Here is a 14,890-nt window from a genome sequence, read left to right as displayed (position 1 = left end):
TTTGCTATTTCGCATACTATTGCCGAAGCATGAAGACCATCACGATCGGCGCCGGGCGGCAATAACGCACGCCCGGCACGGCGCACGCCGCGCGCCGGCGAGCCCGCCGACCGCCCGCCATCGGCTGACGCCGGCCCGGCCGTTGCGGTTCAGGCCAGCCGCTGCTGCAGCGCCGCCACCAGTTCGGCCAGCGGCGGCCACGGCGCGGCCGGCAGCGCGTCGCGCGGCTCGTACTCGACCCGCAGCACCCGCTCCGGCACGTCCTCGTGGCGGGCCTCGCCCTCGGCGTCGAGCCGGCCTTCGATCGTCGCGCCGCCGTCGAAACGGATCGTGTAGCGCTGGCCGGCGAACGGCCGGCCGTCGGCGTCGTGGTGGGCGATCGCGATCCAGTTCGGCGGCGCGCCCGGCCGCCCCAGCGGCAGCGCCGGCAGCGGTGCGTCGACCCGGCCCGGCCCCGGGAACCGCTGGGCGCCGGACTCGACGACGAAGCTGCCGGCCGTCGTGAAGCGCACGTCGGCACCGTCGAGCACGAGCGCCGAACCGCCAGCCCGCAGCACGAGGCGGCGGCGGGCGACGAGACGCAGCTCGCCATCGGCGGCCTGCAGCCGCAGGCGGCCCTCGGCCTGCAGCGACAGCGCGCCGGCGTGGGCACGCACGGCGGCATCGCCAGCGGCGGCGACACAGCGCAGGTCGCCGCCGGCCGAGAGCTGCAGCCGCCCGCCCGCGGACAGCGCCGCGTCGGCGTTCACGCCGGTGCGGCAGCCCGCGCCAGCCACCGAGACCAGGTCGCGGCCGGCGGCCTGCAGCAACTCGGCGGCGCTGGCCAGCACGAGCGTGGCCTCGGCGGCGACGACCAGCCGGGCGTGCTCCGCGGCGTCGGCCTGCACCGGGCCGGCAGGCAGGTCACCGAGCGGCACGAACAGGCCCGCGGCCGCCAGCGCCGCCGGAGCCTGCGCCGAGGGCGGCGCCGTGCCGCCCCGGGCCGCCGCGGCCCGCGCCCGCGAGGCCGCCTGCCCGGCGGCCCGGTCCAGGCGTGCACACGGCTCCTGCACGTCCATCTGCGCACCGTCGCAGGAGCCGCCCCGGCCGTCGCGGCGGTGCGTGCTGACGAGCAGGCCACGGCCGGCACGCAGGCTGGCCCGGCCGGCCGTCGCGGCCTCGAAACCGCGGCCGCGGACCTCGCCCCGCCGGGCCGAACCGGGCGGCTGCACCACGAGGTGGCCGAGGCCGAGTTCGGCGGCCGCCGGCAGGCTGGCCAGCCGGGTGCGCAGCTGCCCGCGGCTGTCGTCCAGCACCCACTCGCCGCAGGCCGCGCCGCGGCCCGGCATGGCGCTGAGCACGCCGGACAGCGCCGTGCCGGCGTACGGCGGACGGTCGCGGCCGTTGAACAGTGCGCCGAGCACCACCGGACGGTCGATGTCGCCGTCGAGATGGCCGACCAGCACCTCGGCACCGACCCGCGGCACGAAGACCGCGCCCCAGCCCGGCCCGGCCATCGGCTGCACGACACGCACCCAGGCGCTGCCGCGCCGGCCGGTGGCACGGCGCAGCGGCCAGACGGCCTGGCCGACACCGTCTTCGCCGGGGTCGGCATCACCCTGCCAGCCGTAACGCAGCTTGACCCGCATCGCGCCGTCGGCCATCGGCAAGCCGTGTTCGACGCCGACGACGGTGGCCGTCTGCAGCCCCGGCGCGAGGGCCCGCGGCGGCAGCCGCGGCACACGCGGCCGTGCGGCCGGCACGGCGTCGAAGCGGTTGCGGTAGCCGCCGGCGTCGAGATCGGCGGCGCCGAGCCGACGTGCCAGCACCGGGCCCAGCGCATTGGCGGCTTCGTGGTGCACACGCGTCAGCACCCAGCGGCTGCCCGCCAGGCCGGCGCCCGGGGCATCGACGAGCGTGAACGCGGCGCCCGGCGCGAAGGCGGGCACGGTGCCCGAGCCCTGGGCGAGCTGGCGGTCGAGCTCGAAGGCCGCGAGCTGCCGCTCGGCGCAGGCGTCGGCCTCGGCGGCATCGGCAAAACGGTCGACGCCGCCGACGTCACGGTACAGCGGCCCGGTCGCGACGCCCGGGGCAGACGCCCGCCCGCCGGCGACGAACGCGGCCGTGCACGACGACCAGGCGCCGACGCTGACCGCCGCCGGTCCGGCCGCGTGGTGGCAGGCGAAGCGGGAGACCGTGTCGTGCGGCGCCGGCACCGACGGAGCCGGGGCCGCGAAACGCACCCGTCCCAGATCGGCCGGCGGTTCGTGGCCGTCGTCGACGACGAGGACGTGGCGCCAGCGGCCCGAGGCGGCCTCGGCGCGGCCGCGGATCTCGAAGCGCCAGCCCAGCCCGTCCTCGGCCATCAGCCGGGTGCAGAACGCCCAGTCGGCCTCGGCGTACTGGGTGCACAGCGCACGGCGCACCGGGGCACCGCCGCGCACGATGCGCCAGGCCGCGCCGGGCACGCTGGAGAAGACCTGCTCGAGGATGCGGTCGGTGCTCAGGTCCTCGTGCAGCGTGCAGCCGTGGCGCTGCTCCAGCAGCGCCGTCCACGGCCGCAGCCGCAGCTGCCAGCGCACGCCGCCGGCCGCCGCGCCGGCCCTCGTGCTCTCGACGACGAGGCCGTACCAGGCGCGCGCCGGGCCATCCGGAGGCTCCAGGTGCACGCCGGCTTCGGCGCCGAGCAGGCCGTCGACGTCGGCGTCGGGCTCGGCCAGAGCCTCGAGATGGATCTCGAAACCGGAGCCCAGCGCCTCGTCGACGGTCACGCGCTCGGCCAGCAACGGCGGCCCGTCCGGCGGCGGCTCGAAGCGCAGCAGCCGGCCGTGCACCGACCAGCCGCAGACGCGGGTGCCGGCGGCCGTCATGGCCACGTGATGCGCAGCTGCGCCGGCTCGGCCGGCGGCGGCACGACCGGCGGCAGCCGCGCGAGCTGGCGTGCCGTCCAGCCCGAGAGCTGCAGGTGCAGCCCACCCCAGGCCAGCAGCAGCACGCCGGCCACGACCGCCGCCACCACCCACGCCGGCACATGGCGGCGCAGCCGGTGCACGAGGTGGTCGGGCGCCTGCGCGTGCGGCGCGAACGCCGGCCGGCCGCCGCGCCAGCGGTCGATGTCGTCGGCCAGGCGCTGCGTCAGCCAGGCCAGGGCCTCGGGCGGCTCGAACGCGTAGCGCCCCTGGAAGCCGAGCAGCAGACACATGCGGAACACCTCCAGCACCGCCAGCCGGCGGGCGCCCTGTTCGCGCAGCCGTTCCAGGTGCTCGAAGAAGCGCTCGCCGGCCAGCGGCTCGTCGTGGCGCTCGAGCTGCAGCGGCCGCCGCGCCCAGGCCTCGCGCAAGGGGCCGGGCGTGCCGAGCACCACCTCGTCGGCCAGCGCGACGAAGGCGAAGCTGGCGAGCCGCAGGTCCTCGGGGTCGAAGCCGAGGCGCAAGCCCTCGGCCTGCACGCCGTCGAGCCAGGCGCCGAGCGCCCGGCGCAAGGCCGCCGGCTCGGCCGGCTGCTCGCCCTGGCGCAGGCGCTGCAGCACGTAGAAGCCTTCGTTCAGCAGGTCGAGCAGGTCGCGCCGCGCGGCGGGGCGCGGCGCGGCGAGTTCGGCGGCAGCGGTGGCGGTCGGTGCCATCGCCGTCCTCAGCCCGTCACCGCGTGCAGCGCCAGCCGCAGCCGCGGCAAGCCCTCGGGGGCGTGCACGGCCATCGCGCCGGCCTGGCGCATGCGGTCGTGGAACGGCCCGAGCGGCTCCACCAGGAAGCAGCACGCACCCGGCGCCAGCGGCAGCGCCGCCGGCAGCTGCGCGGCGGGCACCAGACGCACGCCGGCGACCGCCGTGTGCACCAGGCGCTCGACGTCCTCGGGCGAACCGATCTTCAGCCGCGCCGGCACCGCCTCGATCAGTGCGGCCATCGGCATCTCGGCCTGCACCGCCAGATACAGCGCGCAGCCCGGCCCGGCCGGCACGGCCTGCAGCGAAGCCAGGTGCCAGGACGGCCGCGGCTCGTCGAAGGCGATCGTCGTGCAGCGCGTCGAGACGACGGCCTCGAGCCCTTCGTGCACCAGCGCCTCCAGCGCCTCGAAGCCGGCAGCCGGCGCGGCGTGCCGGTAGGCGGGCAGGTCCGCCGGGCCGCGTCCGGGCGTGAAGGCGGCCAGCGCGCCGGCCAGCTCGAGCAGCGTGCCGAACAGCCGCTCCGGATGCGCACCCGGCCCGAGATGCATCAGGCGCGCATGGGCCGCGCTGGCGGTGTGCAGCAGCCAGAACGCGGCGACGTCGCCCGAGCGCAGCTCGACGACATGGCGCCCGGGCTGCGGCGGCAGGCCGTGCAGCGCGGCGCAACGCTCGCGCAGGCGGTCGAGCAGACGCCGTTGAAGTGCCAGCAGGGCCGGCGCCGCCGCCAGCGTGAGCGCGGGCGGCACGAAGCGGCGGTCCAGCTCGCAGCCGCCGGCGGCGCGGCGGCTCAGGCGCAGCAGAGGCAGTGCGGCCTGCGAACCGCCGGCCGGCTGCAGTCGCGGGCGGCGACGCAGCACGACGAGTTCGGCCTCGGGCGCCCCGGTGAACCAGTCGCCCGCCGGCACGGGATGCGCCGCGAAGCGCGCCGCCAGACGCCGGTCGTCGCCGGCGGCGTAGTTGCAGGCGTCGGGACGCAGCGGCTCCAGCACCAGCTCCCAGTCGGCGGTGAAGCCCGGGCCGAGGTCGACGGGCTCGGGCAGCTCGTCGTCGCGCGGCGCGCAGACGAACTCGCCGTCGGGCATCACGGCCTGCAGCGAGAGCACGCGCAGCAACCCGGCGGCGAGCGCGTCCTCGTCGACCTCGAGCGCGGCCAGCCCCCAGGCCTGCGGCAGCATCCAGCGCATCGCCTGCACGAGGCGCGCCTCGTGGTAGGCATCCTGGCGCTGGAAGTGCTGCGGGCGCAGGAACAGGCCCTCGCCCCAGAGGATCTTGGCGGTGGCGCTCACCGGCCGGGCTCCATCGGCCGGCACGGCGTCAATCGGACGTGGGGCATCGCAGGTCTCCGAGACGGTCGGCGCCGGGCGGGGCGTCCCAGGCGGCGCCGGAGGCAAGCGCCAGCGCGCAGCGGTGCAAGGACACCCGGATCGGCTGCGCCGCGGGCAGGGGGAACACGAGCTTCCAGCGGCCGGATGCCGGCGCGCGGAACAGCACCGCCAGGCCCAGCGCCCGTGTGCCGGCCGGCGGCCGCTCGCGCAGCGTCAGCGTGCGGCCCGGCGCGAGCACGATCTCCCGGACACCGTCGCCGCCGGCGGCCAGGCGTTCGTAGCCGGCACGCTGGAAGGCCGCGGGGTCTTCCAGCCAGCGCAGCTGCACGACGGCCGGCACCGGCACGCCGTCGGCACCGGCGTTGAGCACGGCGCTGGCGTGCAGCTCGACGACGGCCTCGGGCGGCACCGGCTGCGGTGCCGGCCCGAGACCGGCCGCGGCGAGCAGCCGCATGGACCAGGACGCCGCACCACCGGCGGGTGCGGCGCAGGCCGCCAGCAGCGTCAGGCCGATGCAGCAGCCGAGCAAGGCGATGGAGCGAACGGGGCGTGTCATGGGGCGTGGCTGTTGACGCCATTGCAGCGCAGCGCAGGCGACGGCGCAGGCCCCCCGCGAGGGCGGCCCCCAGCGGGGGAATCGGCCGTGCCGGACGGCTCCTAGAGTGCCCGGCAACGGTCCCGCCGGACCTGCCCGAGGAGCTCACCCCGCATGAAACCGATCGCACTGCCCGCCCGGCCGTCAGCCCTCGCACGCCGCCGCACCCCGGCGCTGGCAGCCCTGTCCGCCGCGCTGCTCGCCGCCTGTGCCGCCACGCCGCCGGCGCCCCCGGCCACGCCGCCGCTGGACGAGCGGCTGCGCCAGGCCGAGATCGCCCGCGCCCAGGGCAGCCCGGCGCAGGCACGGCAGCTGTGGCAGCAGGCGGCCCGCGAGCACCCGGCGAGCAAGCAGCCCTGGCTGAGCCTGGCCGACGACCATCTGCGCGCCGGCGAACACGGCAGCGCCATCGCCGCGGCCCAGGAGGCCGCCCAGCGCGACCCGCAGGACCGCGGCGCCCAGGGCATCCTGGCCCTCGGCGGGCTGCGCATCGCGACCGCGGCGCTGTCCGGCCTGCGCGAGCAGCCCGACGCGCTGTCGGCCGACACGCGCGGCGAACTGGTGTCACTGGCGCGCCTGCTGCGCGAGGCGCTCGGCGAAACGCCGACACCGGCCACGCCGCCGGCCGCAGCGGCACCACCCAGGACACGCCCGCGCCCGGCGCGCACGGCGCCCGCCGCAGCGCCACCCCCGGCGACGACGCCGGCCGCGCCGCGCGCAGCCGGCCTGCCGGCAGCGACAACCGTCCCAGGCGCCCCAGCCACCCCTGCCGCCGCACGGCCGCCGGTGAACAGCGCCGTCCCCGCCCCCAACCCCTTCGACCGCCTGCGCTGAACGCGCCCCGAGGAGAAACGATGCCCCGTCACGACAGCATCCAGTCACGGCTCGAACAGGTGCGCCCGCCGCGCGTGCGCCTGACCTACGACGTCCAGGTCGGCGACGCGATCGAGCACAAGGAGCTGCCTTTCGTCGTCGGCGTGCTCGGCGACTTCAGCGGGAGCGAGGTCGGCAGCGCGCAGCCTCGGCCGCGGCTCAAGGAGCGGCGTTTCGTGCCGGTCGACGTCGACACCTTCGACGACGTGCTGCGCGGCATGGCGCCGGCGCTGCGGCTGCGCGTGCGCGACACGCTGGGCGCCGCCGGCGGCGACCTGGCCGTCGACCTGCGCTTCGAGCGCCTGGAGGACTTCCGCCCCGAGGCCGTCGTGCGCCAGGTGGCCCCGCTGCGGCGGCTGCTGCAGGCGCGCTCGCGGCTGGCCGACCTGCGCAACAAGATGGCCGGCAACGAGCGCCTGGAAGACCTGCTGGTGCGCACGCTGCGCGAGCCGGAGGCGCTGGCCGCGATCGGCCACGACGCCGCCACGGCCGGGGCGTGACGATGGACACCGCCGTGCTGACCCCGCTGGAGCCGCTGCCCCCGCCGGCCCCCGACCTGCTCGACCGCCTCGTGCTCGACAGCCGCGTGGCCCGCGGCAGCGCCGAACACGGCCGGGCCCGCGAGCTGATCGCCCACCTGGCGCACGAGGTGGCATCCGGCAGCGTCACCGTCGCCGACAACCTCGGCGTCGCGCTGGACGCGCGCATCGCCGAGCTCGACGAGCTGATCTCGGCGCAGCTCGACGAGATCCTCCACCACCCGCGCTTCCAGCGCCTGGAAGCGGCGTGGAACGGCCTGCACTACCTCTGCCGCCACGCCGCCGGCGGGCCGCTGCAGAAGATCGCCGTGCTCGACGCCACCCAGAACGAGCTGGTGCGCGACTTCTCCGCGGCGATCGACTTCGACCAGTCGGCGCTGTTCCGCCTGGTCTACGAGGAGGCCTTCGGCAGCTTCGGCGGCGCGCCGTTCGGGGCGCTCGTCGGCGACTACGAGATCGGCCGCGGCCCCGAGGACCTCTATTTCGTCGAGCAGATGTCGCACGTGGCGGCGGCCGCGCACGCGCCCTTCATCGCCGCGGCGTCGGCCGAGCTGTTCGGGCTCGACGGCTTCACCGAGATCGGCCGCCCGCGCGATCTGGCCAAGGTCTTCGACACCGCAGAGTACGCACGCTGGAAGAGCCTGCGGGCCAGCGAGGACGCACGCTACGTCGGTCTGGTGCTGCCGCGTTTCCTGGGCCGGCTGCCCTACGACGCTCGCCACGGCACCGGGGTCGAGGGTTTCGGCTACGTCGAACGGGTCGACGGCAGTGACCATTCGCGCTACCTGTGGGTCAACGCGGCGTACGCGCTGGCCGCCAGGCTGAACGTCGCCTTCGCGGCCTACGGCTGGTGCGCGGCGATCCGCGGCGTCGAAGGCGGCGGCCTGGTCGAAGGCCTGCCCACGCACACCTACCGCACCGACGACGGCGAGCGTGCGCTGAAGTGCCCGACCGAGGTGGCGATCACCGACCGGCGCGAGAAGGAGCTCGCCGACCTCGGCTTCATCCCGCTGGTGCACTGCCAGAACACCGACTACGCCGCGTTCTTCGCCGCGCAGTCGGTGCACCGGCCGCGGCGCTACGACAGCGACGCGGCCAACGCCAACGCGGCGCTGGCCGCCCAGTTGCAGTACGTCTTCAGCGTCTGCCGCATCGCCCACTACCTGAAGGCGATGATGCGCGAGAAGGTCGGCAGCTTCGCCTCGGCGGCCAACGTCGAGGAGTTCCTCAACCGCTGGATCCGGCAGTACGTCGTCGAGGACGACAGCGCGACGCAGGAGACCAAGGCCGCCTACCCGCTGCGCGAGGCCAGCGTCCAGGTCAGCGAGATGCCCGGCCGCGCCGGCGCCTACCGCGCCGTGGCCTTCGTGCGCCCGCACTTCCAGCTCGACGAGCTCTCGGTCTCGCTGCGTCTGGTCGCCGAACTGGCGCCGCGCGGCACCTGAGCCCCCTTCCCTTCTCCCCGTTGCAGGAGCTTCCATGAAGGACATCTACGTCAAGTTCGACGGTGCCAGCGAGCTGCAGGGCGACAGCAGCGACAGCCGCCACGCCAACGAGATCGAGGTCTCGGCCTTCCGCCACCGCGTGTTCCAGCCGCGCTCGGCGACGGCCTCGTCCTCGGGCGGCCACACCGCCGAACGCACCGAGCACGGCGAGATGCTGTTCACCAAGCTGATCGACCGCGCCACGCCCAAGCTGCTGCGTGCCGCGTCGGCGGGCACGCTCTACCCCAAGGTGCTGGTCACCTTCTATCGCGCCTACGGCGGCAAGAACGCGACCGCGACCTCGCAGACGCGCATCGACTACTACCGCATCGCGCTCGAGGACGTGGTCGTGTCCTCGGTCGAGACCAGCGTCGACGGCGGCGACCTGCCCAGCGAAACCTTCGGCCTGCGCTACGGCAAGGTGACCTGGGAGTACAAGCAGCACAAGCTCGACGGCTCGGCCACCAGCACCGGCGTCGCCGGCTGGGACCTGCGGCGCAACGTCGCCGTCTGAGCGCGGCATGCGGCCCCCGTCGCTGCTCGAGCGGCTGCTCGGCGACTCGCCCGCCGAGGCCGGGCGCTCGCCGCGCGCCGCCGCCGACCGCCTGCGCCGAGCGCTGGCGCACGACATCGAACGGCTGCTGAACACGCGCTGCGCCTGGCCGCCCGAGCGGCTGCAGCGCTGGCCGCGGGCTGCACGCTCGGTGCTCGCGCTCGGCATGCCCGATCCCGCCGCCGAAACGGGTGACAGCCTGGCGGCACGGCGCCGCATCGCCGAACACATCCGCCACACGCTGTGCGTGCACGAACCCCGGCTGCAGGGCGTGCGCGTCCAGGCGCTGGACGGGCGCGACGCGGCATTCTCGATCGAGGCCGCGCTGCGCCACGGCACCGACGGCAGCGGCCTGCACTTCGACGCCGAGGTGCTGCCCGGCTCGCGGCACTACGCCGTGCTGCCGGCGATCGGGCCCAGGGCCTGAGCCGATGCACACGCTGCTGCCGCACTACGAGCGCGAGCTCGCCTGGTTCGACGAGGCGGCCCGGGAGTTCTCGCGGCGCTACCCGCGTGTGGCCGGCCGGCTGGCCACCGGAGCCGACCTGGCCGAGGACCCGCACGTCGAGCGGCTGATCCAGTCCTTCGCGCTGCTCGCCGCCCGGCTGCACCAGCGGCTGGACGAGGAGGCGCCGCGCCTGGCGCAGGCACTGCTGGAGCTGGTGCACCCGCTGGCGCTGCGGCCGTTTCCGTCGTGCAGCATCGTGCGTTTCGGCGCCGCACGCAGCCTGTCGCAGCTCAGCACCGCGCACCGGATCCCGCGCGGCACGCTGCTGCACGGCCAGCCGGTGCAGGGCGTGCCGTGCCGCTTCACGACGACCCAGGACGTCTGGCTGGCGCCGGTGCAGGTGGCCGGGCTGCGCCGCCAGCCCGGCGACGTCGGCCTGGCGCCCGGCATGCCGGCGGCCGCCGCCTGCCTGAGCCTGCGGCTCGAACTCGTGTCACCCGCGGCACGCTGGGCGACGCTGGGCCTGCCGGCGCTGCGGCTGCACCTCGACGCGGCACCGTCGCAGGTGGTGGCGCTGCGCGAGGCGTTGCTCGACCACCTGGCCGGCGTCTCGCTCGCGCTTGACGACGGCAGCCCCCGGCCGGTGCCCGACGCCGCGCCGCAGGCCGTCGGGTTCGCCGACGACGAAGCCCTGCTCGACGACGCGGCGCCGGCCCGCGCCGCCGAACGCCTGCTCGGCGAGTACTTCGCCTTCCCGGCCAAGTTCGACTTCATCGACCTGCCGCTGCCGGCCGCGCTGCGCGGCAGCGAGGCCCGCAGCGCGACGCTGCACTACCGCCTGGCGGCGCGACCGGGCCGCAGCGGCGCCGCCTGGGACGAACTCGACGGCCTCGGCGCCGGGCAGCTGCTCGCCGGCTGCACGCCGGTAGTGAACCTGTTCCGCCAGCGCGCCGAGCCGATCCGCGTCACGCACGAGCGCGAGGCCTACCCGGTGGTCGTCGACGCGCGGCGGCCTGCGGCCTACGAGGTGCACCGCGTCGAGCGTGTGCGGCGCACACGCGCCGGCGAGCGCGACACGGTGCACGAGGAGCTGGCGCCGCTCTATTCGCTGCGCCACGCCTCGGCCACGCCACCGGGCAGTTCCGGGGCCTGCTTCTGGGCCGTGCGCCGCGACCTGCTGCGCGCCGCGGTCTCGCCCGGGCACGAGCTCGAGCTGACACTGGTCGACACGGCGCTGGACCCGGCGCGCCCGGGCCAGGACACGCTGTCGCTGGACGTGCTGGCCGGCAACCGCGACCTGCCGGCACGCATGTCGATCGCCCGGCCCGACGGCGAACTGCAGGCCGACGGCGGCAGCCCGGCCGACGAGATCGTGCTGCTGCGCCGGCCCACGCCGGGCAGCCGCCCGACACCGGCGGGCGACGCGGCGTGGCGCCTGGTGTCGCTGCTGGCGCTGGCGCGCACGCCGGCCGACGACACCGGGCTCGAGGGCCTGCACGAATGGCTGGCGCTGCACGACCCCGGCGGCGGCGCCGCCGCCCGCGGTGTCGTCGCCGGGCTGCGCTGGCTCGAGCAGCAGCCGGCCACGACCTGGTGGCCCGGCCCGCCGGCGCCCTGCCTGCTGCGCGGCCGCGAGATCCGCCTGGGCATCGACGAGTCGGCCTTCGTCGGCACCGGCGTCGGGCTCTTCGGCCGGCTGCTGTCGCAGGCGCTGGCGCTGCGGGCGCCGGTGAACAGCACCACGCGGCTGCAGCTGGTGTCGGTGGCCGACGGCACGACGCTCTTCGACGGCGGCTGCCGCAGCGGGCGCTCGGCACTGGCCTGACGGCGCGACACGATGGTCGGCACCCCGATCGAACGCCTGTTCGCCCGCCCCGGCGGCTTCGCGCCGTTTGCCGCGTTGCGGCTGCTGCGCCGCTGGCTGGGCACGCCCGCGGCCGGCGGCGCACGGTTGCGCTGCAGCGCATCGACGTCGATGTCGCCGCCCGAAGGCGAACTGGAGGTGGTGCGCCAGCTCCCGGCCGAAGACGGCGAGCCGCCGGCGCTGGAGTTCGTCGCCGCCTTCGGGTCGCTGCTGGGCGTGCACGGGGCGTTGCCGGCGTTCTACACCGAGGCGCTGCTGGAGCGCCGCGACCCGGCGCCGCTGGCCTTTCTGGACCTGTTCCAGCATCGCCTGGCCGCGCTGGCCGAAAGCGTCTGGCGCCACGGCCGGCCGGCGCTCGCCGCCGAGACACCCGCCGAGGACCGGTTGCAGACGATGCTGCTGGCGATCGCGGGCCACGGCCACGGTCACCGTCGCGGTGACGGTCCGGGCGGCGCACCGCCTGCCGCGGCCCTGGCCTGGCACGGCGGCACGCTGGGCGGCGGCCGGCCGTCGGCCCAGGCCATCGAAGCCGTGCTGGCGCATCAGTTCGCGGCGCCGGTGCGTGTCGAACCCTGGCTGGGGCGCTGGCGCGCGGTGCCCGAGGCGGCTCGTGGCCGGCTCGGCCTGCAGGGCCTGCGGCTGGGGCACGACGCGCTGGCCGGCAGCCGGTGCTGGCAGCGCGACCTGGACCTGCGGCTGGTCATCGGCCCGTTGCCGCGGGCGCGCCTGCTGCCCCTGCTGCCCGGGGGCGACGCCGCCGCGGCGCTGCGCGCCTGGTGGCGCCAGCTCGGCGCCGGCCTGCTGGACGCCGAGGTGCGCCTGGTGATGCGCGCCGAGGACCTGCGGCCGGCGCGTGTCGGCGGCCCGGCCGCGGCACGCCTGGGTTTCGACGCCGTGCTGCCGTGGACGGGCCCGCCGCGGGACCGCGCCGACGCCGGCTACCGGCTCAGCGCCGACCCAGCTGCCGCCGCCGCACGAGGCCCGTCGTGAACACGCTGTCGGCCCGGGGCCGGCTCCTGACGCTGCACACCGCGCTCGGTCCCGAGGCGCTCGTGCCCGAGCACGCGACGATCTGGGAGGCGGTCGGCCCGGCACCCGACCCGGCCGGGCCGGCGGCCCCGCTGCGCCGTGCCGCGGCACTCGACCCGCCACCACCCGACCGGCCCGTGGGCTTTCGGGCCGAACTCGTCGTGCTCAGCGAGGACCTCGGCCATGACCTGGCGGCCCTGCCGGGCAGCCCGGCGCTGCTGGTGCTGCAAGGGCCTGGCGGCGCCCGCCGGCCCTTCCACGGCCTGGTGCGCGAAGCCGGCTGGCTGGGCAGCGACGGCGGCCGCGCCCGCGCACGGCTGCTCGTCGAGCCCTGGCTGGCCTGGCTGGGCGACGGCCTGGACGCCGCCGTGTTCCACGAGGCCAGCGTCGTCGAGATCGTCGACCAGGTCCTGGCGCGTGCCGCGCCGGGCCTGGGCGCCACGTGGCGCTGGGACCTGGGCGACCGCGCGGCGCTGCCGCGGCGCGGCCGCTGCGTGCAGGCGCACGAATCCGACCTCGGCTTCGTCGAACGCCTGCTCGCCGAAGAAGGCCTGTGCCACTGGTTCGAACACGAGGAGGACTCGCGGACACCGGGCGGCGGGTGCCACCGCCTGGTCATCGCCGGCCACGCCGGGGCCTTTGCCGCGCCGGCGCCGCAGCCGGTGCGCTGCGTGGCCGGCAGCGTCGCGCCCGGCGAACACACGCTCACGAGCTGGAGCGACGTCAGGCGCCTGGCCACCGGGTCACTGCACTGGGCCAGCCGCGACGACCGCAGCGCCAGCCTGCGGCCGGTGCACGTGGCGTCCGGGACAGCGTCGGGCGCCGCCTCGAGGCTCGAAGCCGTCGACGTCGCCGAAGCGTATGCCTACCCCACAGGCGAGCACGGCCGCGCCCTGGCCGAGCGCCGGCTGCAGGCGCTCGCCGGCTGGGCGGCGCGCTGCCGTGGCCGCGGGCACTGGCGCGAGGCCGCCCCCGGGCGCTGCTTCACGCTGAGCGGCCATGCCCGCCACGACGGTCAGGACCGCGCGCGCGACAGCTTCGCCGTGCTCGCGGTGCGCCACCGCGTGCACAACGACGTGCCCACCGGCGGCCACGCCGCCTGCGCGGCGCCCTCTGGCGGCCCACGCTACGAGTGCGAACTGCTTGCCCAACCCGCGGCCCTGCCCCATCGTCCGCTGCCCGTCGACGCCGCCGGCCGGCCCGAGCTCCGTTTGGCGTACCGGCAGGACGCCCCGGGACTGGCCTGCGCCATCGTCGCCGGCGGCCCGGCCGCGGTGACGACCGACCGTGACCACCGCGTGCAACTGCGCCACCCCTGGGAACGCGGTGCCCCGGCCGACGGCGCACGCCCCGGCGCCTGGGTGCGCGCCGCCACCGCCGTGGCCGGCGACGACTGGGGCGGCGTGCACCCGCCGCGTGTCGGCCGCGAGGTGCTGCTGGGTTTTGCCGGCGGCCGCCTCGATCGCCCGCTGGTGCTGGGCGGCCTGTACACGGGCCCTGTCCGCCACACCACCGCGCACGGCGCCGCCGCGGCCGCCGCCACACCGCCCTGGCACCCCGAAGCGGAGGCCGGCGCACCCCCCGGGCCGGCCTGCGGCGGCCTGTTCGCCGGCTGGCGCACGCGCGAGCTGCAGACGAGCCGGGCGGCGCAGGGCCCGGGCAACCAGCTCGTGTTCGACGACAGTCCGGGGCAGGAACGGGTCGAACTGGCGAGCGACGCCGCGTCGACTCGGCTGCAGCTCGGGCACCTGCGGCATCAGGAAGACCAACAGCCGCTGCAGCCCCGCGGCGACGGCCTGGACCTGCGCACCGACGCCTTCGGCGCGCTGCGTGCCGGCGGCGGCCTGCTGCTCAGCGCACACGGCGCGGCGGGCCAGCCGCCGGAGCGCCAGCTCGACACCGCCGACGCCGCAGCAGGCCTGCGCCGCGCGTCGGACACGCTGGCGCGGCTGCAGACCCACGCGGCGGCGCACGGAGCCGGCCGCGCCACGCCGGACGGGCCGCTGCCGGCGCTGCTGCAGCGCCTCGAAGACGCCGCTCAGGCCGACGCGCTGACGGGCTGGCAGGCACCGGACCTGCTGCTCACCGCACCGGCCGCCGTCGTCTGCACCACGCCCGGCGACCAGATCGACGCGGTCGACGAAGCCGCCGACCGGGTGGCCGGACGGCTGCAGGCGCTGGCCGGGCGCCGGCTGGACCTGCTGGCGGCCCACGAACTGCTGCTGTTCGCCGGCGGCGGCGGGCCCGGCGCGGGCGGCGGCGGGCTGGCGGCGCTGAGCCTGCATGCCGCCGCCGGCGACACGCGGCTGCACACGGCCGGCGCCGCCGAGCTGCACGCCCGGCAGGATCTGCGCGTGGCGTCGGCCGAAGCGGCGCTGGAGGTGCACGCCGCGCGGGCACTGGCGCTCGCGGCGGCCGGGGCCGCGCTTCAGCTGGGGCCGGACGGCATCGTGCTGAAGGCGCCGGGCAGCGTCGTGCTGGCCGCGTCGCAGGTGTCGCTGCAAACCGGCGGCAGCGGCACCTGAGCGGCCTCGGCC

At 77.0% G+C, this 14,890-nt stretch carries 12 protein-coding genes; 8 read left to right on the top strand and 4 right to left on the bottom strand.

The genetic code is table 11. The features are described from left to right. Positions 1–149: 149 nt before the first annotated feature. From tssI (G5B56_RS02505) to tssJ, 4 genes are read right to left on the bottom strand one after another with little or no spacing between them, the layout of a single operon-like run. The gene (tssI, locus tag G5B56_RS02505; RefSeq protein WP_164962219.1) at positions 150–2,849 is read right to left on the bottom strand and encodes a type VI secretion system Vgr family protein; all 2,700 of its coding nucleotides are present in this window, start codon (positions 2,847–2,849) and stop codon (positions 150–152) included. Beyond that, on the bottom strand, positions 2,846–3,601 hold the full coding sequence (gene icmH, locus G5B56_RS02500; protein ID WP_164962218.1) for a type IVB secretion system protein IcmH/DotU: 756 nt from the start codon (positions 3,599–3,601) through the stop codon (positions 2,846–2,848). Before icmH ends, tssI (G5B56_RS02505) begins: the two co-directional genes overlap by 4 nt. A gap of 8 nt (positions 3,602–3,609) precedes the next feature. Further along, positions 3,610–4,929, bottom strand: a complete 1,320-nt coding sequence (tssK, locus tag G5B56_RS02495) for a type VI secretion system baseplate subunit TssK (RefSeq protein ID WP_164962217.1) — start codon at positions 4,927–4,929, stop codon at positions 3,610–3,612. 28 nt (positions 4,930–4,957) lie between these two features. Continuing rightward, entirely contained in the window at positions 4,958–5,524 is a 567-nt protein-coding gene (gene tssJ, locus G5B56_RS02490) for a type VI secretion system lipoprotein TssJ (RefSeq protein WP_240920626.1), read from the bottom strand. Positions 5,525–5,677: 153 nt separating this feature from the next. Here tssJ and G5B56_RS02485 point away from each other — a divergent pair, with 153 nt between their 5' ends. The 8 genes from G5B56_RS02485 to tssI (G5B56_RS02450) are packed head-to-tail and all read left to right on the top strand — an operon-like array spanning position 5,678 to position 14,878. After that, positions 5,678–6,397 (top strand): hypothetical protein, encoded by a 720-nt coding sequence (locus G5B56_RS02485; RefSeq protein WP_164962216.1) that lies wholly within the window; start codon positions 5,678–5,680, stop codon positions 6,395–6,397. Between the two features lie 20 nt (positions 6,398–6,417). After that, the gene (gene tssB, locus G5B56_RS02480) at positions 6,418–6,936 is read left to right on the top strand and encodes a type VI secretion system contractile sheath small subunit (protein ID WP_164962215.1); all 519 of its coding nucleotides are present in this window, start codon (positions 6,418–6,420) and stop codon (positions 6,934–6,936) included. 2 nt (positions 6,937–6,938) lie between these two features. After that, complete coding sequence (tssC, locus tag G5B56_RS02475; protein ID WP_164962214.1) at positions 6,939–8,420, top strand: type VI secretion system contractile sheath large subunit; 1,482 nt, start codon at positions 6,939–6,941, stop codon at positions 8,418–8,420. Between the two features lie 34 nt (positions 8,421–8,454). Next, positions 8,455–8,973 carry a type VI secretion system tube protein Hcp gene (locus tag G5B56_RS02470; RefSeq protein WP_009857925.1) on the top strand — a complete coding sequence of 173 codons (519 nt, stop codon included), beginning with the start codon at positions 8,455–8,457 and terminating at the stop codon, positions 8,971–8,973. Positions 8,974–8,980: 7 nt separating this feature from the next. Then, on the top strand, positions 8,981–9,439 hold the full coding sequence (gene tssE / locus G5B56_RS02465) for a type VI secretion system baseplate subunit TssE (protein WP_164962213.1): 459 nt from the start codon (positions 8,981–8,983) through the stop codon (positions 9,437–9,439). A gap of 4 nt (positions 9,440–9,443) precedes the next feature. Beyond that, positions 9,444–11,285 carry a type VI secretion system baseplate subunit TssF gene (gene tssF, locus G5B56_RS02460; RefSeq protein ID WP_164962212.1) on the top strand — a complete coding sequence of 614 codons (1,842 nt, stop codon included), beginning with the start codon at positions 9,444–9,446 and terminating at the stop codon, positions 11,283–11,285. Positions 11,286–11,297: 12 nt separating this feature from the next. Further along, entirely contained in the window at positions 11,298–12,314 is a 1,017-nt protein-coding gene (gene tssG / locus G5B56_RS02455; RefSeq protein WP_164962211.1) for a type VI secretion system baseplate subunit TssG, read from the top strand. Continuing rightward, entirely contained in the window at positions 12,311–14,878 is a 2,568-nt protein-coding gene (tssI, locus tag G5B56_RS02450) for a type VI secretion system tip protein TssI/VgrG (protein ID WP_164962210.1), read from the top strand. The genes tssG and tssI (G5B56_RS02450) overlap by 4 nt, the downstream gene beginning before the upstream one ends. Positions 14,879–14,890 lie beyond the last annotated feature (12 nt).

The organism is Rubrivivax sp. JA1026 (assembly GCF_011065555.1).
GTDB classification, from domain to species: Bacteria; Pseudomonadota; Gammaproteobacteria; order Burkholderiales; family Burkholderiaceae_C; genus Rubrivivax; species Rubrivivax benzoatilyticus.
The sequence above is the reverse complement of the archived record's forward strand: the minus strand, read 5'-3'. Positions and strand labels throughout refer to the sequence as shown.